General features: G+C 69.7%; 18 protein-coding genes and 1 tRNA gene. 12 read left to right on the top strand and 7 right to left on the bottom strand.

Annotated elements, in window-relative coordinates; translation table 11 throughout:
* Positions 1-9 precede the first annotated feature (9 nt).
* Positions 10-894: a LysR family transcriptional regulator gene (locus ABGI63_RS06485; protein WP_137944193.1), complete on the top strand. Its 885-nt coding sequence runs from the start codon at positions 10-12 to the stop codon at positions 892-894.
* A gap of 14 nt (positions 895-908) precedes the next feature.
* On the opposite strand, the gene ABGI63_RS06490 is transcribed toward ABGI63_RS06485, so the two are convergent.
* Positions 909-1,109 (bottom strand): YgaP-like transmembrane domain, encoded by a 201-nt coding sequence (locus ABGI63_RS06490; protein WP_349741600.1) that lies wholly within the window; start codon positions 1,107-1,109, stop codon positions 909-911.
* Between the two features lie 166 nt (positions 1,110-1,275).
* Here ABGI63_RS06490 and ABGI63_RS06495 point away from each other — a divergent pair, with 166 nt between their 5' ends.
* The 4 genes from ABGI63_RS06495 to ABGI63_RS06510 are packed head-to-tail and all read left to right on the top strand — an operon-like array spanning position 1,276 to position 5,517.
* Positions 1,276-2,385, top strand: a complete 1,110-nt coding sequence (locus tag ABGI63_RS06495; protein ID WP_349741601.1) for a type 1 glutamine amidotransferase domain-containing protein — start codon at positions 1,276-1,278, stop codon at positions 2,383-2,385.
* A gap of 7 nt (positions 2,386-2,392) precedes the next feature.
* A complete protein-coding gene (locus tag ABGI63_RS06500) occupies positions 2,393-3,100 on the top strand; it encodes a response regulator transcription factor (RefSeq protein ID WP_432767378.1) in 708 nt (235 codons plus the stop codon).
* Complete coding sequence (locus ABGI63_RS06505; RefSeq protein WP_349741602.1) at positions 3,097-4,347, top strand: sensor histidine kinase; 1,251 nt, start codon at positions 3,097-3,099, stop codon at positions 4,345-4,347. Before ABGI63_RS06500 ends, ABGI63_RS06505 begins: the two co-directional genes overlap by 4 nt.
* 36 nt (positions 4,348-4,383) lie before the next feature.
* On the top strand, positions 4,384-5,517 hold the full coding sequence (locus ABGI63_RS06510; protein ID WP_349741603.1) for a glycerophosphodiester phosphodiesterase family protein: 1,134 nt from the start codon (positions 4,384-4,386) through the stop codon (positions 5,515-5,517).
* 3 nt (positions 5,518-5,520) lie between these two features.
* Here ABGI63_RS06510 and ABGI63_RS06515 read toward each other — a convergent pair whose 3' ends face one another.
* Both ABGI63_RS06515 and ABGI63_RS06520 read right to left on the bottom strand, forming a co-directional pair.
* Positions 5,521-5,655, bottom strand: coding sequence for a hypothetical protein (locus ABGI63_RS06515; protein WP_349741604.1), 135 nt, complete (start codon positions 5,653-5,655; stop codon positions 5,521-5,523).
* Positions 5,656-5,715: 60 nt separating this feature from the next.
* Entirely contained in the window at positions 5,716-6,162 is a 447-nt protein-coding gene (locus tag ABGI63_RS06520) for an Lrp/AsnC family transcriptional regulator (protein WP_137944187.1), read from the bottom strand.
* A 146-nt stretch (positions 6,163-6,308) separates the two neighbouring features.
* On the opposite strand from ABGI63_RS06520, the gene ABGI63_RS06525 reads away from it, so the two are divergent.
* From ABGI63_RS06525 to ABGI63_RS06540, 4 genes are all read left to right on the top strand, one after another.
* Positions 6,309-7,403 (top strand): saccharopine dehydrogenase family protein, encoded by a 1,095-nt coding sequence (locus ABGI63_RS06525; protein ID WP_349741606.1) that lies wholly within the window; start codon positions 6,309-6,311, stop codon positions 7,401-7,403.
* A gap of 15 nt (positions 7,404-7,418) precedes the next feature.
* Positions 7,419-8,936 carry an L-piperidine-6-carboxylate dehydrogenase gene (gene amaB / locus ABGI63_RS06530; RefSeq protein WP_349741607.1) on the top strand — a complete coding sequence of 506 codons (1,518 nt, stop codon included), beginning with the start codon at positions 7,419-7,421 and terminating at the stop codon, positions 8,934-8,936.
* A gap of 26 nt (positions 8,937-8,962) precedes the next feature.
* Positions 8,963-9,952, top strand: a complete 990-nt coding sequence (locus ABGI63_RS06535; RefSeq protein ID WP_432767385.1) for a DUF1338 domain-containing protein — start codon at positions 8,963-8,965, stop codon at positions 9,950-9,952.
* A gap of 94 nt (positions 9,953-10,046) precedes the next feature.
* Positions 10,047-10,131: transfer RNA gene (locus ABGI63_RS06540), tRNA-Leu, on the top strand.
* A gap of 71 nt (positions 10,132-10,202) precedes the next feature.
* Here ABGI63_RS06540 and ABGI63_RS06545 read toward each other — a convergent pair.
* Positions 10,203-11,165 (bottom strand): AraC family transcriptional regulator, encoded by a 963-nt coding sequence (locus tag ABGI63_RS06545; protein ID WP_349741608.1) that lies wholly within the window; start codon positions 11,163-11,165, stop codon positions 10,203-10,205.
* A 165-nt stretch (positions 11,166-11,330) separates the two neighbouring features.
* On the opposite strand from ABGI63_RS06545, the gene ABGI63_RS06550 reads away from it, so the two are divergent.
* Together ABGI63_RS06550 and ABGI63_RS06555 are read left to right on the top strand one after the other, a co-directional pair.
* Positions 11,331-12,083, top strand: a complete 753-nt coding sequence (locus ABGI63_RS06550) for an SDR family oxidoreductase (RefSeq protein WP_349741609.1) — start codon at positions 11,331-11,333, stop codon at positions 12,081-12,083.
* A 9-nt stretch (positions 12,084-12,092) separates the two neighbouring features.
* Positions 12,093-12,476: an HU family DNA-binding protein gene (locus ABGI63_RS06555; protein WP_349741610.1), complete on the top strand. Its 384-nt coding sequence runs from the start codon at positions 12,093-12,095 to the stop codon at positions 12,474-12,476.
* Between the two features lie 72 nt (positions 12,477-12,548).
* On the opposite strand, the gene ABGI63_RS06560 is transcribed toward ABGI63_RS06555, so the two are convergent.
* A complete protein-coding gene (locus ABGI63_RS06560) occupies positions 12,549-12,854 on the bottom strand; it encodes an antibiotic biosynthesis monooxygenase family protein (RefSeq protein ID WP_349741611.1) in 306 nt (101 codons plus the stop codon).
* Complete coding sequence (locus ABGI63_RS06565; RefSeq protein ID WP_349741612.1) at positions 12,851-13,762, bottom strand: hypothetical protein; 912 nt, start codon at positions 13,760-13,762, stop codon at positions 12,851-12,853. The genes ABGI63_RS06560 and ABGI63_RS06565 overlap by 4 nt, the downstream gene beginning before the upstream one ends.
* A 136-nt stretch (positions 13,763-13,898) precedes the next feature.
* Between ABGI63_RS06565 and ABGI63_RS06570 the strand changes: the two genes are divergently transcribed.
* Positions 13,899-14,987 (top strand): GGDEF domain-containing protein, encoded by a 1,089-nt coding sequence (locus tag ABGI63_RS06570; protein WP_349741613.1) that lies wholly within the window; start codon positions 13,899-13,901, stop codon positions 14,985-14,987.
* Positions 14,988-14,992: 5 nt separating this feature from the next.
* Here ABGI63_RS06570 and ABGI63_RS06575 read toward each other — a convergent pair whose 3' ends face one another.
* The gene (locus tag ABGI63_RS06575; RefSeq protein WP_349741614.1) at positions 14,993-15,817 is read right to left on the bottom strand and encodes an alpha/beta fold hydrolase; all 825 of its coding nucleotides are present in this window, start codon (positions 15,815-15,817) and stop codon (positions 14,993-14,995) included.
* Positions 15,818-15,866: the final 49 nt, after the last annotated feature.

Here is a 15,866-nt window from a genome sequence, read left to right on the forward strand (position 1 = left end):
GCTCGCCGCATGGAGATCTATCAGCTACGCGCTTTTGTCACGGCGGCCAAGCTGGGCAATATCACCCGCACCGCCGAAGCCCTGCACCTGACCCAGCCCGCCATCACCGGCCAGATCAAGGCGCTGGAGGAGGGGCTGGGCGTGACCCTGTTCGACCGCCGGCCCGGCCGCATCAATCTGACGCGGGCCGGCGAGGCCTTGCTGGCCGATGCCGAGCAGGTGCTGACAGCGGCCGGCCATCTGCTGGGCAAGGCGCGCGATCTGCAGGGCGAGGTGACCGGCAGCCTGACCCTGGGCACCGTGGCCGACCCCGACACCTTGCGCCTGGGCTCACTGCTGGGCGCCCTGGTGCGCGACCTGCCGCTGCTGGAAATCCGTACCCGCAACGGCCCGGCCGAGGAGCTGCGCGAGCAGGTCGCGGCCGGGCTCCTGCAGGGCGCCTTCTATATCGGCCCCAGCATCCCGCAGGAGGCGGCGGGCCTGGCGCTGCAGACCATCCACTACCGCATCGCCGGCCCGGCCAGCCAGGCCCAGGCCCTGCTGCATGCCGGCTGGCGCGATATCGCCGCGATGCCCTGGATAGGCGCGCCGGCCCAGCACCATGTGCAGACCCTGATGCGCGATATGTTCGCGCGGCAAGGCCTGAGCCCGCACCAGGTGATCGAGTCCGACGAGTCTTCGCTGCCGCAAAGCCTGGTGCGTGCCGGCGTCGGGCTGTCGCTGCTGCGCGAGGACGTGGCCCTGCCGGCCAGCGAGCGCGGCGAGATCGTGATCTGGCCGCACGCGCGGGTCGGCGCGATGCTCAGCTTCATCTACCCGCGCGCGGCCGAGCATGAGCCGGCCATCGTCGCGACCCTGTCGCTGCTGCGCTCGGTTTGGGGGCTGAGCGCCTAGCGGCCCGGTTCGGTTCAACCCGGCTTGCGCCCGAACAGCGCGCAAGCCGGGCAGAAACCCAGCAGGCTCGAGAGCAGCGCGCCGGCCGCGCTGGCGGCCAGCAGCCAGGCCCAGGGGCCGGCACCAGGCATCAGCAGCGCGGCCGCGCCCATGGCCAGCGCACCGGCGCCGCGCAGCAGCCGTTCCCAGACCGGCAGGTTCTTCACATAAAGCATCACAACTCCTTCAATCAGTTTTTCGAGGATCTATCGCCTCGACAAGCAAGAGTCGGGTTCGCGGGCAAAGGATTCGCGCGGCGCCAAGAAAAAAGTGATCCGAGGCTTCACGGCGACTTCACGCCCGGCTTTCTAGGCTGTCGCATCCTCACCCCCGGAGCCGCTCATGCCTCTGATCAAGACTTCTCGCCGCCTGCTGCTGGCCGCTGCCGCGACCCTCGGCCTTTTCAGCATGGCCCAAGCCAGCGCGGCCGAGCCGCGCGTGCTGCTGGTGCTCAGCAGCCATGGCCAGGCCGAGGACGGCGGCAAGCTGGGCTATGACTTTCACGAGTTCGCGCTGGCCGCCCAGCTGCTGCAGGCCAATGGGGTGGCTTTCGATATCGCCAGCCCCAAGGGCGGCGCGCCCGTGGGCCGGCCGTCCGGCGAGAGCACGGCGCGCCAGGTCAAGGCCGATGCCGCGTTGATGGCGCGGCTGCAGGCCACGCTGCCGACGGCCGGGCTCAAGCCGGCCGACTATGCGGCCGTGCTGGTGCTGGGCGGCAAGGGGCCGATGTTCGATCTGCGCGGCGATGCGCCGCTGCAGCAGCTGCTGAGCGGGGTCTGGCAGCGCGGCGGCGTGCTGGCGGCGGTCTGCCACGGCCCGGCGGCCCTGCTGGACCTGAAGAGCGCCGATGGCACTCCGCTGCTGGCCGGGCGGCGCGTGACCGGCTTCAGCAATGCCGAGGAGCGCCGCTTCTCGGGCAAGACCCTGAGCCAGCTGCCCTTTCTGCTGGAGGACGCCTTGCAAGCCCAGGGCGCGCGCTACGAGTCGCGCGGCCTGATGCTGCCGCTGGTGGTCAGCGATGAGCGTCTGATCACCGGCCAGAACCCGCTGTCGACCCCGCCGCTGGTCGAAGCCCTGCTGCGGGCCCTGGGCCGCACGCCGGTGGCGCGCACGCCCGGCATCGAAGAGGCGACGATGGCCCTGATCGAGCGCCATCTGGCCGGCGACGACGCCGCCGCCGAGGCCGGCCGCCACGACCCGCTGCTGCTGGGCACTTACGGCCTGCTGATCAGCGAGGGCGAGGCCGCGCCTGAGCGCCTGAAGAGCGCGCTGGCCATGCTGGCCCAGGCCCATCGGCTGGCCCCCGCCCACGCCGGCATGACAGCGGCACTGGCCGGTGTCCATGCCAAGCTGGGCCACAAGCCCGAGGCGATCGCGCTGCTCAAGCGCGTGCTGCAGCAGCAGCCCGACCATGTGCGTGCCCGACAATTGCTGGCCGAACTGGAGAGCTGAGCCCCCGATGACCGAGACGCCGTCGCGCCCGCGCCTGAACATCCTCTTGATCGAGGACCATGCGGCGCTGGCCGACACGCTGGCCGAGTACCTGGGCCTGCAGGGCCACCGCGTCGACTGTGCCGGCGACGGCGCGCTGGGTCTGGGCATGGCGCTGGAGCAGGACTACGACCTGCTGCTGCTGGACCTGAACTTGCCGCGCCTGGACGGGCTGCAGGTCTGCGCGCGGCTGAGGGCCGAGAGCGAGCGCCATCTGCCGGTGCTGATGCTGACCGCGCGCGACCAGCTGCAGGACAAGCTGGCCGGCTTTGCCCAGGGCGCCGACGACTATCTGAGCAAGCCCTTCGAGCTGGCCGAGCTGGCGGCGCGCTGCCTGGCGCTGGCGGCCCGGCCGCGCCTGCAGCGGCCCCATCGGCTGGTGCTGGGCGAGTTGAGCCTGGACCGGCGCCGCCGCGAGGCCTGCCGCCAGGGTCAGGTCTTGCCGCTGCAGCCGCTGGGCTGGCAGATCCTGCTGGCCCTGGCCGAGGCGCATCCGGCCCTTGTGAGCCGCGAGGCGCTGACGCGCAGGCTGTGGGGCGACGAGCCGCCCGATTCGGACGCACTGCGCTCCCACATCTACCAGCTGCGCCAGGCACTGGACAAGCCCTTTCCCGACCGGCCAGCGCTGCTCAGCACCCTGCCCGGCCAGGGCTACCGGCTGGAGCTGCCGGCATGAGGGCCGCTTGGTCGCTGCAGCAGCGCATCGTGCTGGCCTTCGGCGGCCTGACCCTCTTCGTCTGTGCGCTCTTCGTGCTGCTGGCGATGGCGATGATGTACTCGCTGGAAGACACTTTCTTCGAGCGCATGCTGGCCGAGGAGGGCGAGCATCAGCGGCAGGCGGCGCTGGCCGGGCAGGCGCCGCCTGCACCGCTGCGCCGCTTCATCAGCCTGCATGCCGATGCGCGCAGCTTCCCGCCCGATCTGGCGGCCGCCCATGCGGCCCACCCGGCGCGGCGCGAGCTGGCCGGCGAGCAGGGGCGGCACTACCACCTGCTGCGGCTGGCGCAGCCGCAGCAATGGCTGGTGGCCGAGGTCAGCGAGCAGCTGGAAGTGCGGCCGCGGCGCGCGGCCATGCTGTGGAATCTGGGGCTGATGTGTGGCCTGTTGCTGCTGCTGTCGCTGAGCCTGGGCTGGTGGCTGGCGCGCCAGGCGGTGCGGCCGCTGGCGCGGCTGGATCGTGCCCTGCGCGAAGCGCCGCCCGGCACCGAGCCGCCGATAGCGCTGCAGAGCTTCCCGCGCAATGAGCTGGGCCGGCTGGCCGCCACGCTGAAGGCGGCCTGGCAGCGCAACAGGGAATTCTCCGAGCGTGAGCAGCAGTTCGGCCGCGACGCCAGCCATGAGCTGCGCACGCCGCTGGCCGTGATCGCCAACTCGGCCGAGCTGCTGCAGGCGCGCGGCGACCTGCCGGCGCATGCCCAGGCGCCGCTGGCGCGCATCCGCGAGGCCTGCCGCAGCATGACGCAGACGGTGCAAAGCCTGCTGGCGCTGGCGCGCGAGCCTCTGCAACTGCCGCCGCCACAGCGCTACCGCTTGCTGGCCCTGGTGCTGCAGGCGCTGGAGCTGCAGCGCTCGGCGGCCCTGGCGCGCGCAGAGCCGGCGCCGCCCTTCGAGCTGGGCATAGACCCGGCGCTCGACCTGATCGGCCAGCCCGAGGTGCTGGCGGTGATACTGAACAATCTGCTGGCCAATGCGGCCCAGCATGCGCCGGGCGCCCTGGTGCGCCTGCGCTGGGCCGATGGCGAGCTGTGGGTCGAGAACGAAGAAGGGCCGGGTCTTGCCAGCGGCGGCTCGGGCGAGCGGCAGGCCGGCGCCGGCTTGGGTCTGGGCCTGTCCATCGTCCAGCGCCTGTGCGAGCGCCATGGGCTGGGCTATCGGATGATGGGGCGGGCGGACGGCGGCATCGCGGTGGCGCTGCGGCTTTGAGGCATGCTGGCCTGTGTCGGTCAACAAGGAGTCTGGATGAAAAAGCTTGTTTCTGCCCTGATGGTCTGGCTGGCCGGTTTGCCGGCATGGGCTCAAGCCCTCCCGCCACCGGCGGCCCCGCCGCTGCTGATCGCCCACCGGGGCGCCTCCGGCTATCTGCCCGAGCACACGCTGGCCGCCTATGAGCTGGCGATCGCCCAGGGCGCCGACTACATCGAGCCCGATCTGGTCATGAGCAAGGACGGTGTGCTGCTGGCCCGCCATGAGCCGCTGCTGGCCCGGGTCGAGCTGGAGGCCGACGGCCGCATCAAGCGCGGCGCCGATGGCCGGCCGCTGCTGCACCGCACCGACACCAGCAGCAATGTCTGGGAGCTGGAGAAGTATGCGGACCGGCTCACCGTCAAGCAGGTCGATGGCCGGCCGATGGGCGGCTGGTTCGCCGAGGACTTCACCGCCGCCGAGATCCGGGCCGACATCCGCGCCCAGGAGCGGCTGCGCGATCAGCGTCTGGCCAACAAGGCGCACGACAACAAATACCCGATCCCGACCCTGCAGGAAGTCATCGCGCTGGCCAAGGCCCATGGCGTCGGCCTCTATCCCGAGACCAAGCACCCCAGCTATTTCAAGGCCTTCACCGAGGCGGCCGGCCTGCCGCGCCTGGAGGACAGGCTGCTGCAAGCGCTGCATGCCGCCTATGGCAACACGCGCGAGGCGCCGGTCTTCATCCAGTCCTTCGAAGTGTCGAACCTGCAGTACCTGCGCGGCAAAACCGCCATCCGCCTGGTGCAGCTGCTCAGCGCCGCCGGCCGGCCCTATGACCTGAGCCTGGCCGGTGATCTGCGCGCTTATCAAGACCTGGCCCTGCCGGCCGGCCTGGACTTCATCAAGACCTATGCCGACGGCATCGGTGCGCACACCCACCTGATGATCCCGCTGGCCGGCGGCCAGCTGGGGGCTCCGACCCGGCTGATCGCCGAGGCCCATGCGCGCGGCCTGCTGGTCCATGGCTGGACCTTCCGGGCCGAGAACAGCTTTCTGCCGGCGGAGTTCCGGCGCGAGGGCCAGGCCCTGGGCGATATGGCGGGCCAGCTCAAGGCCTTTCTGGCCCTGGGCATGGACGGCTTCTTCACCGACCAGCCCGATCTGGGCCGGGCGGCCATCGGGCGCTAGACCTCAGGGCAGGAGCCGTCCCAGACCCCAGAGCAGGGTCGGGTAGACAAGGCCCCAGACGGCGGCCACCAGGACCAGGGCCTTCAGCGCGGTGACGATGTTCTGGGCGCGGGCGGTGGAGCGTTGTTGCTTGTTCATCGGGCACTCCGATCAAGAGAGAGTGGCATATAGCAAGCGCCGTGCCCGCGCCCTGCGGGCTCAGGCGCTGCGATCCACGCGCAGCGCCAAAACCACCGAACTCGTGGTCTTGATCACGCCCTCGATCTCGCCGATCTCGTCGAGCAGGGCGTCCAGCCGCATCGTCGATTCCGCGCGCAGCAGCGCCATGTAGTCGAACTCGCCGCTGACCGAGGCGAGCTGGCGCAGCTCGGGGAAGCCGCCGAGCTTCTTGACCACCTCGCGCCCGGCGCGCGGCTGCACCGTGATGCCGACAAAGGCCTGCACGCCGCGGTCCGCCGCCTCGCTGCCCAGCTTGGCCGTGTAGCCGACGATGGCGCCGTCCTGCTCCAGCCGGGCCAGCCGCGCCACCACGGTGGTGCGGGCCACGCCCAGTTTGCGTGCCAGATTGGCCGTGCTCTCGCGGGCATTGGCCTGCAGCAGGGTGATCAGCTGGCGGTCGATGGGGTCGCGGGCGCTGTGAGTCATGGATAACCCTTGATTTCGACGATGTGAGTGATGGGGCTGACGAATCGTCATTATCTCTATTGGTTTCGTCGAACTCATGCTTTCTTTCGACCGGGCTCATTCCTAGACTGCGGCCATCTGTTGATTGATCGATGAAGGAGTTCCTCATGAAAGTCGCCCTGCTCGGTGCCGGCCATATCGGCCAGACCATCGCCCGCCTGCTGCACGCCACCGGCGACTACCAGGTCACCGTGATCGACAAGAACGCCAAGTACCTGGCCGTGCTCGCCGCCGAGGGCATCACCACCGCCGAGGTGGACACCGAGAACCAGGCGGCGCTGGCGGCTCAGCTGCGCGGCAAGGACACGGTCGTCAACGCCTTGCCCTATCACCTGGCCATCACGGCCGCCACGCTGGCGCTGGAATGCGGCTGCCACTACTTCGACCTGACCGAGGATGTGGCCGCGACCAAGGCCATCAAGGACCTGGCCGCCAACGCCAAGACCGCCTTCATGCCGCAATGCGGCCTGGCACCCGGCTTCATCGGCATCGTCGCCCACCACCTGGCCACCGGCTTCGACGAGGTGCGCGATGTGCAGATGCGGGTCGGTGCGCTGCCGGCCTTCCCGACCAATGCCCTGAAGTACAACCTGACCTGGTCGGTCGACGGCCTGATCAACGAGTACTGCCACCCCTGCGAAGCCATCCATGGCGGCGAGTTCATCTCCGCCCTGCCGCTGGAGGGCCTGGAGCACTTCTCGCTGGACGGCACCGAGTACGAGGCCTTCAACACCTCGGGCGGTCTGGGCACGCTGTGCGAGACCTGGGCCGGCAAGGTGCGCAACCTCGACTACAAGACCGTGCGCTACCCCGGCCACCGCGATCTGATGAAGTTCCTGCTCGAAGACCTGGCCCTGGCCAACGACCAGGACAAGCTCAAGGACATCATGCGCAAAAGCATGCCCGCGACGATGCAGGATGTCGTGCTGGTCTTCGTGACCGTCTCCGGCATGAAGAACGGCGTGCTGATGCAGGAGGTCTTCGCCCGCAAGATCTTCGCCGAGCGCGATGCCAAGGCGCCGCTGTCGGCGATCCAGATCACCACCGCCGCCGGCATCTGCGCGGCGGTTGATCTGTTCCGCGAAGGCAAGCTGCCGGCCAAGGGCTTCATCCGCCAGGAAGAGGTCGAGCTGCCGGCCTTCCTGGCCAATCGTTTCGGCCAGGCCTATCAGCAGTCGCGCCAGGTCGAGTCCATCGGTTAAGTGAGAATCCAGACCATGACGAATCAAACGCAAGACCTGCTGAGCGCCCTGGGCGTTCCCGCTGCCGCCTACACCGGTGGCACCCTGAACGTGCGCTCGCCGATCGACGGCGCGGTGCTGGGCGCCGTGCACGAGGCCAGCGCCGCCGAGATGACGGCCGCCGTCGGCCGGGCTTACGCCGCCTTCCTGGAATGGCGCACCGTGCCCGCGCCCAAGCGCGGCGAGCTGGTGCGCCTGTTCGGCGAAGAGCTGCGCGCCCACAAGGCCGCGCTGGCCCGCCTGGTGTCGCTGGAGGCCGGCAAGGTCACGAGCGAGGGCGAGGGCGAGGTGCAGGAGATGATAGACATCTGCGACTTCGCCGTCGGCCTGTCGCGCCAGCTGCATGGCCTGACCATCGCCAGCGAGCGCCCCGGCCACCGCATGATGGAGCAGTACCTGCCGCTGGGCGTGGTGGGCATCATCTCGGCCTTCAACTTCCCCGTCGCGGTCTGGGCCTGGAACTCGGCCCTGGCCCTGGTCTGCGGCGACAGCTGCGTCTGGAAGCCCAGCGAGAAGACCCCGCTGACGGCGCTGGCCACGCAGGCGCTGTTCGAGCGGGCCGTCGCTCGCTATGTGGCGGAAGGTTCGGCTGCGCCGGCCTACCTGTCGCAGGTGCTCAACGGCGGCGCTGCCGTCGGCGAGGCCATGGTCGACGATGCCCGTGTCGCGCTGGTGTCCGCCACCGGCTCGACCCGCATGGGCCGCGCGGTCGGCCCGCGCGTCGCGGCGCGCTTCGGTCGCTGCCTGCTGGAGCTGGGCGGCAACAACGCCATCATCGTGACCTCCAGCGCCGACCTGGACCTGGCCGTGCGCGGCATCCTGTTCGGCGCCTACGGCACGGCCGGCCAGCGCTGCACGACCACGCGCCGCGTCATCGCCCACGAATCGATTCACGACGAACTGGTTTCGCGCCTGGACCGCGCTCGCGCGCAGCTGAAGATAGGCTCGCCCGTCGAGCCCGGCCATCTGATCGGCCCGCTGATCGACAAGCAAGCCTTCGATGCGATGCAGGCCGCGCTGGCCGCCGCGCGCGAGCAGGGCGGCGAAGTCAGCGGCGGCGACCGTGCGCTGGCCGCCCAGTATCCCGAGGCCTGGTATGCCGCGCCGGCCCTGGTGCGCATGCCGGCGCAGACCGCCATCGTCAAGCACGAGACCTTCGCGCCCATCCTCTACACGCTGAAGTACCAGACCCTCGATGAGGCAATCGCGCTGCAGAACGAGGTGCCGCAAGGCCTGTCCTCGGCCATCTTCACCAACGACATCCGCGAGGCCGAGACCTTTATGAGCGCGGCCGGTTCGGACTGCGGCATCGCCAACGTCAATATCGGCACCTCGGGCGCCGAGATCGGCGGCGCTTTCGGCGGCGAGAAGGAAACCGGCGGTGGCCGCGAGTCCGGCTCCGATGCCTGGAAGGCCTATATGCGGCGCACGACCAACACGGTCAATTACTCGCGCTCGCTGCCGCTGGCTCAGGGCGTGAAGTTCGACATCTGAGGTGAATCGCGATGACTGAATCGGGTTTGAGCCGCCTGCTGAGTGCCCTGCTGGGCGAGGCGGCGGCGCAGGAGACGTTTGCTCAGTTGCAGGTGATGCCGGCGCTGCTGAAGCCGGTCGGCGACACGGTGTCGCGCGCCGAGCTGGCGCAGGCGCTGAATATGGCGCTGTTCCGCGACCTGCTCGCGCGCGTGCCCGCCGGTGCCGCCTATGTGGCCGACTGCCAGCGTGCCGGCGAACGCGTGGTGTTCGACCATGGCGCGTTGCGCACCGTGGCCTGGCCCGGCGGCGCGCTGCCTCCCGGCGAGGCGGCGATCACGCGGGTGCTGCGGCCGCTGGGCTATGCCCATGCCGAGACCTATCCGCTGACACGCCTGAAGATGACCGGCCGCAGCTGGCGGCATGAAGACTTCCCCGAGGACATCGCGCAGTTCTTCGTCTCCGAGCTGCACCCCGAGCAGTTCTCGCCGGCCTTCCAGGCGGCGGTGAGCCGCGTCATCGGCGCCTCGCGCGACCCGCTGTCCAGCGCCGATCTGGCCCTGCTGGAACAGCTGGCGCGCGACAAGGTCCTGCCCTGGAATGCCGCGCTGTCCCTGCTGCCGCGCCTGCTGGGCTGTTTCGAGCGCCAGCACCCGCTGTTCGCGCTGGCCGACTACCAGGCCCTGCTGGCCGAGTCGGCCGAGATGGCCTGGATCGCGACCGAGGGCAATGCCTTCAACCACGCGACCGACCGTGTTGCCGACATCGAGCTGCTGGCCGACACCCAGCGCGTGATGGGCCGGCCGATCAAGGACAGCATCGAGACCTCGGCCTCCGGCCGGGTGCGCCAGACCGCCTTCCGCGCGGCCCAGGTGGAACGCCAGTTCCTGCACGAGGGTCGGGTCTTGACCCAGGCGGTGCCGGGCTCGTTCTATGAGTTCATCCAGCGCGAGCGCGAGGACGAGCAGCAGGGCCTGGATCTGCGCTTCGACGCCGGTAATGCGACCGGCATTTTCAAGATGACGGCGGCGGCCTGAACAAAAGATGGGCCAGGGCTTGCGCGCTTGCAAATTCGCATGCTATAGTCCGGCCTCTTCGCGCAGTTCGGTAAATGTGCTGAAGAAGAAACTAGCCCAGATGGCGGAATTGGTAGACGCACTAGTTTCAGGTACTAGCGGGTAACTCCGTGGAGGTTCGAGTCCTCTTCTGGGCACCAAACAATGAGGGTCAGCACGCAAGTGCTGACCCTTTGCGTTTTCTGGGTGCGCTTTCCGCAACAACCGGCGCTCAGCGCGCAATGCCCAGCGCCTGCTCCTTGAGCGCGCGCAGATCGCGGGCCGGCGGCGCGCCGAACATGCGGCTGTATTCGCGGCTGAACTGCGAGGGGCTTTGATAGCCGACCTTGTGAGCGGCACCGGCCGCATCGATGCCGCCAGCCAGCAGCAGGCAGCGTGCCTCCTGCAAGCGCAGGCGCTTCTGGTACTGCAGCGGGCTCATCGCGGTGACGGCCTTGAAGTGGTGATGCAGCGATGAGGGGCTCATGTGCGCGGCCTCGGCCATCGCCGCGATGCTCAGCGGTTCGGCATAGCGCTCGCGCAGCCAGTTGATCGCTTGGGCGATGCGCGCGGCAGAGCCGCCACCGCCGCCCGTCAGCGTCTGTGCCAGCCGCCAGCCCTCGGGGCCTGACAGCAAACGGTAGAGGATTTCCTGCAGCGCCAGCGGTGCCAGCGCGGGCAGGTGCTGCGGCGATTCCAGCAGGCGCAACAGGCGCAGCACCGGGTCCAGCAGCTCGATGCTGTTGTGGCCGACGAAGACGCCGCGCGTGCTGGACCGGCCGTCCATGGGCGGCGCGCTCAGATGGCGGGCCTGTTCGGCCAGCGCCGCCGGGTCGATGTCCAGGCGCACGCACAGATAGGGCTGCTCCTCGGTCGCCTGCAAGACCTGACCCATCACCGGCAGGTCCTGACTGACGACCAGGTGGTGACTGGCGTCGTAGTCGTACAGCTCGTCGGCCAGGTAGAGGCGCTTGGCGCCCTGCGCGATCAGGCAGACGGCGGGCTTGTGCAGGCCGTGGTGCGGCTCGCTGGGGGCACTGAGGCGCCACAGGCTGAGGCCGGGCACCGGCGTGCTTTGCTCGCCGTCTCGCGGCGCGAGTGCGGCCAGGCGCTGCACCAGCTCGGCTTGGCGCAGCAGCAGTTGCACCTGGGACTCACTGGCATTGGCAGGGTTGAGCGTGGTGGTCGTGGACATGGCGCGAGTCTAGTCAGCCGGCGCGGCCAGCGCACGGCCGCGCGAGCAGGTTCGGAGCATTGGGCAAGAAGCCTGCAGGAACGGGCTACCGCCGCGTCGAGGCGATTTTCTAGACTGCCGCCCAGCCTCGCGCCAATCCGGCCAGCACCCATCAAGGAGTCGTTCATGTCATCAGGAATCGAAGGCAAGGTCGTCGCGATCACCGAGGCGGGCGATGGCGGCATCGGCGCGGCCGCCGCCCGGCTGCTGGCCGCGCAGGGCGCCCATGTCGTGCTGGGCGCGCGTGATCGGCCGCAGATCGAGGCCCTGGCCGGGCTCATCATGCGCGCCGGCGGTTCGGCGCAGTGCCATGCCGTGGACGTGACGGACCGTCGCAGCACGCAGCGCTTCATCAGCCTGGCCCATGCCTGGTTCGGCCGGCTGGATGTGCTCGTCAACAGCGCCGGGCTGCTGGCGCCGTCGGCGCTGGCGGCGCTGCGCATCGACGATTGGGACCGGATGATCGATGTCAATCTGCGCGGCGCGCTGCATGGCATCGCGGCCGGCCTGCCGCTGCTGCAGGCTCGTGGCCATGGGCAGATCATCAATATCGTCGCGACCGGCGGGGGCAGCTCCGCCGTGCATGAGGCCACGCAGCAGGCGTTGCGGGCGATCAGCGAAGGCCTGCGTCGCGAGCTCCCGCCGGCGCTGCGCATCAGCTTGCTGCAGGCCGGCCCGGCGGCCGCGCAGACCCTGGTCGCGGCCATGGAACAGGCCGGTGGCGTCGATGCGGGCGCGCTGACACTGCGACCTTCTGCACGCCTGCAGGCACTTGAAACAATTGCAGATCAGCGTTTTCCCGCGTCGTCATCGGGAGCCCTGCGTTTTATGAGTGAGAATTGCGCCCGCCCGAGATCGTCGGGCGCCACACAGAATTGAGATCCTGGAATGAACAAAACCGAACTGATCGAGCACCTGGCCAGCAAGCACGAACTGACGAAGGCCGAAGCCGGCCGCATCATCGAAACCCTGCTGGACGCGGTGGTGACCACCGTCAAAAAGGGCGGCGCGGTCACTATCCCCGGCTTTGGCTCCTTCAAGCAGCACGCCCGCGCAGCCCGCACCGGCGTGAACCCCAGCACCGGCGACAAGATCAAGATCGCTGCCGCCAAGCTGCCCAAGTTCACCCCGGGCGCCGGCTTCAAGGCCGCCGTCGATCCGAAGGCTGCCGCTCGCAAGGCCGCCAAGGCCGCTGAGAAGCCCGCCAAGGCTGCGGCCAAGCCGGCTGCCAAGGCTGCCGCCAAACCGGCCGCCAAGAAGGCCAAGAAGTAAGACGCTGCCAACACGCTGGGCGCAGGCCGGACACCCGCGAGGGTGTCCGGCCTGCTTGCTTCTGGACCGGCCTCAGACCAGGCGCTGCGCCGCCAGCTCGAAGTGTTCGACCTGGGGCGGGCTGGCGAAGAAGGGGCCGACGATGGCGCGCCACTCGGCGAACAGCGGGCCGCCGCGGAAGTGCACGGTGTGGTCCTCCAGCGTCTGCCATTCGATCAGCAGCAGATAGCGCTCGGGCGACTCGATGCCATGCTGGACCTGGGCGCGCACAAAGCCCTGGGCTCGTGTGATCACGCTGGCAATGCCTAGCTGGATGGCCTCTTCGAATGCGGCCTGCTGGCCGGCCTGGATGCGGATGTCGGCGACTTCGAGAATCATGGTCGGGGCTTTCCTGAGTTGAGGGCCGGCAGCAGCTTGCTGCGCACCAGCGGATGCCAGTATGGCGCCTTGTCCAGCGGCGTGTCGGGCGGCAGCAGCGGGTTGTTCAGCACGAACCAGCGCCGCTGGTCGAGGCGGGCGCGCGCCAGCTGGGGACCGATACGCTGCTCGAACAGCGCGACAAAGCTGCCGTCGGCCAGCGCGAGCTCCCAGCCCCGGCGCAGCCGCTCGGCCAGCTCGGGCCGCTTGGGGCTGACGAAAAAATAGAAGGCCGAGGGGTAGGCGATGGCCCAGCGCTGCAGCACGGCCAGCCCCGGATGGGCATCGGCAATCGGATAGACCTCGATGGCGCCGAGCGCAAAGGTGTCGATGCGCTGGCGCCGCAGCAGCTCGGCAAAGGCCGCCAGCCTGGGCATGCGCTCGACCCGCCAGCCATTGGCCAGCAGGATCTGGCTGTCGGGCCAGTCGCTGACCTGGCCGTGGCGCAGCTGCTCCGGCTGCTCCAGCGCATCGAGCTCGGCCGCACGGCCGGCCAGCACCACCGGCAGGCGCACGCCCAGCAGGCCGCGATACAGGCAGACCCGCAGCGCCAGGCCCTGGGCTTCGCGCTCGGTCGAGCTCATCGAGCTCAGCACATCGACCGCGCCGGCCTGCAGCTGCAAGAAGGCGCGGTTCTGTGTCACGACCTCGGTGGCCTGCAGGGCGTAGTCGCCGTGGCTGGGCCGGGTCTTGTCGAGCAGCAGCTGCAAGACCTCGAGCTCGTAGGTGATGACGTGGCTGCTCTGCTGCTGGGCCAGCGCATGGCGTATCGGCTGGGCGGTGGCGAGGCCGGCGCACAGCGCCAGCCACAGCGCGATGATCAGCGGCCGGGCCGCCGGGGTGGGGTGATGCGTAGGGGCTGAAGCCATCGGTTCGGGGCACTGATGCAGCGATTGTGAACCCGGGCCGGGATTTCCTGCAGCGGCCGGTGGTCGGCATGCGGCGAGAATCGCAGCCCAGCAGCGCCAGCGTCGACGGCGCGAGAGCGATGGATGATGGCTGAGCATGCACCCGAGCGAACTTGCGGCTGAGAACCAGGCCCTGCGCCAGCAGTTGGAAGACTTGCTGCGCGAGGCCCGTGCCAACGAGGACAAGATGCGCCGCTTCGACCAGCTGGAGCACCGGCTGATCGCGGCCGGCTCGCTGGGCGAGCTGCTGCGCCTGTTGCTGCTGGAGTACCGGCCGGTGTTCGGCATCGAGTTCGTCGGCCTGACCCTGCTGGACACCCAGCTGGAGATCCGCAGCATCCTGGACGCCGAGCTGCATGAGGCCACCGCGCTGCCCGGCCTGCAGCTGCCGCCCACGCTGCAGGCGCTCGATGCGCTGGGTCTGGATCAGCGGCCCTGGCTGGGTGCCTACGACGCCATCCTGCACGGCGCCCTGTTCGGCACGGCGCCGGGCATCGCCTCGGTGGCGCTGTTGCCGCTGAGCCGGCGCGGCCAGCTGATCGGCTGCCTGCAGTTCGGCAGCAGCGATGCGGCGCGCTACAACAGCGGGGCCGGCACCAAGTTCCTGGAGCGCCTGGCGGCGATCGCCTCGGTCTGCCTGGAGAGCGCGCTGAACCAGGAGCGTGTCAAGCGGGCCGGCCTGACCGATGTGCTGACCGGCGTGCACAACCGGCGCTATTTCGAGCACCGCTGCCAGATCGAGATCAGCCAGGCGCGCCGCCACAGCCAGGCCCTGGCCTGCCTGTTCCTCGACATCGATCATTTCAAGCCGGTCAACGACAGCCACGGCCATGCCGCCGGCGATGCGGTGCTGCGCGCGGTGGGGCTGATGATCCAGGGCCAGCTGCGCGCCGGTGACACGGTGGCGCGCTGGGGTGGTGAGGAATTCGTCGTGCTGCTGCCGCGCACACCGGCCGCCGCCGCCCGCGAGGTGGCCGAGCGCATCCGCCAGCGCATCGCCGATCAGCGCCTGCCGGTGGGGGGTGGGGTCGAGCTGGCGGTGACGGTCTCGATCGGCCTGGCCATGCTCGAGCTTGCGGGCCCGCCGGAGGCTGCGCCGCTGCTGCAGGCGGCCGATGCCGCGCTCTACCGCGCCAAGCAGGGCGGGCGCAACCAGGTGGTCGGGGCGAGCGACCCGCCGCGCTGAGCGGCTCAGGCGCCGGCTTCTTGCAGCAGGGCCAGGGTCTGGGCGATCACGGCCTCGGCCTGGTCCTTGTGCGGCGCATGGCCGCAATCCGGCAGCGCAAGCAGCCGGGTCGGCGCATGGAGGCGGCGTATCGCCTCGATCTGCGCCAGCGTCGCGTACTCGTCGTCCACACCTTGCAGCGCCAGCACCGGGCAGGCCAGCGTCCTCAGATCGGCCTCGATATTCCAGCCGCCCTCGAAGCCCGGCCGCAGCCAGGCATCGTTCCAGCCATAGAAGGCCGAGTCGGTATCGGCATGGTGGCGCCCCAGTGCGGCCTTCAGCGCGCTGGGCTGCTGCTCGTAGGCCGTCTTGGCGGCACGCAGGCCGGTGATCGTGATCGGCTCGACAAAGAGATGCGGCGCCAGCGCCGCCAGCGCGCGCGCGCGCGCCGGAAAATAGGCGGCAAACAGCAAGGCCAGCGAGGCGCCGTCGCTGTGGCCGAACAGGAACAGCGCTTCGCGCTGCAGCCCCAGCGCATCGAAATAGGCCGGCAGCAGCCCACGCGCCTGGCGCTGCAGATAGTCCTGCGGCCAGGGCTCGGTGCGCGGCGTGCTGCGCCCGTAGCCGGGGCGCGAGAACAGCAGGCCGCGGCAGCCGGCCGCCTCGCACAGGCGCTGCGGAAAGTCCTTCCACTGCGACAGCGAGCCCAGGCCCTCGTGCAGGAACACGATCAGCGGGCGCGGCTCGGCGCCGGGTCCGGGGTTTGACTGGGTATGGAGCCACTGGGACTCGATCTGGATCTCGCGGCCCTCAAGGCGCAGCGGCTGCAGGAAGATGTCGGTGCGGTGCATGGCCGCATTGTGGGCGCTACGATGGTGGCCCCTCTTTTCCGCTGTTGCC

It is taken from the genome of Roseateles cavernae (assembly GCF_040187885.1).
Lineage (GTDB): Bacteria > Pseudomonadota > Gammaproteobacteria > Burkholderiales > Burkholderiaceae_C > Roseateles_E > Roseateles_E cavernae.

Coding starts and splice junctions, on each gene's coding strand:
- ABGI63_RS06485 (WP_137944193.1), top strand. CDS start 10: ATGGAGATCTATCAGCTACGCGCTTTTGTCACGGCGGCCAAGCTGGGC.
- ABGI63_RS06490 (WP_349741600.1), bottom strand. CDS start 1,109: ATGCTTTATGTGAAGAACCTGCCGGTCTGGGAACGGCTGCTGCGCGGC.
- ABGI63_RS06495 (WP_349741601.1), top strand. CDS start 1,276: ATGCCTCTGATCAAGACTTCTCGCCGCCTGCTGCTGGCCGCTGCCGCG.
- ABGI63_RS06500 (WP_432767378.1), top strand. CDS start 2,393: ATGACCGAGACGCCGTCGCGCCCGCGCCTGAACATCCTCTTGATCGAG.
- ABGI63_RS06505 (WP_349741602.1), top strand. CDS start 3,097: ATGAGGGCCGCTTGGTCGCTGCAGCAGCGCATCGTGCTGGCCTTCGGC.
- ABGI63_RS06510 (WP_349741603.1), top strand. CDS start 4,384: ATGAAAAAGCTTGTTTCTGCCCTGATGGTCTGGCTGGCCGGTTTGCCG.
- ABGI63_RS06515 (WP_349741604.1), bottom strand. CDS start 5,655: ATGAACAAGCAACAACGCTCCACCGCCCGCGCCCAGAACATCGTCACC.
- ABGI63_RS06520 (WP_137944187.1), bottom strand. CDS start 6,162: ATGACTCACAGCGCCCGCGACCCCATCGACCGCCAGCTGATCACCCTG.
- ABGI63_RS06525 (WP_349741606.1), top strand. CDS start 6,309: ATGAAAGTCGCCCTGCTCGGTGCCGGCCATATCGGCCAGACCATCGCC.
- amaB (WP_349741607.1), top strand. CDS start 7,419: ATGACGAATCAAACGCAAGACCTGCTGAGCGCCCTGGGCGTTCCCGCT.
- ABGI63_RS06545 (WP_349741608.1), bottom strand. CDS start 11,165: ATGTCCACGACCACCACGCTCAACCCTGCCAATGCCAGTGAGTCCCAG.
- ABGI63_RS06550 (WP_349741609.1), top strand. CDS start 11,331: ATGTCATCAGGAATCGAAGGCAAGGTCGTCGCGATCACCGAGGCGGGC.
- ABGI63_RS06555 (WP_349741610.1), top strand. CDS start 12,093: ATGAACAAAACCGAACTGATCGAGCACCTGGCCAGCAAGCACGAACTG.
- ABGI63_RS06560 (WP_349741611.1), bottom strand. CDS start 12,854: ATGATTCTCGAAGTCGCCGACATCCGCATCCAGGCCGGCCAGCAGGCC.
- ABGI63_RS06565 (WP_349741612.1), bottom strand. CDS start 13,762: ATGGCTTCAGCCCCTACGCATCACCCCACCCCGGCGGCCCGGCCGCTG.
- ABGI63_RS06570 (WP_349741613.1), top strand. CDS start 13,899: ATGCACCCGAGCGAACTTGCGGCTGAGAACCAGGCCCTGCGCCAGCAG.
- ABGI63_RS06575 (WP_349741614.1), bottom strand. CDS start 15,817: ATGCACCGCACCGACATCTTCCTGCAGCCGCTGCGCCTTGAGGGCCGC.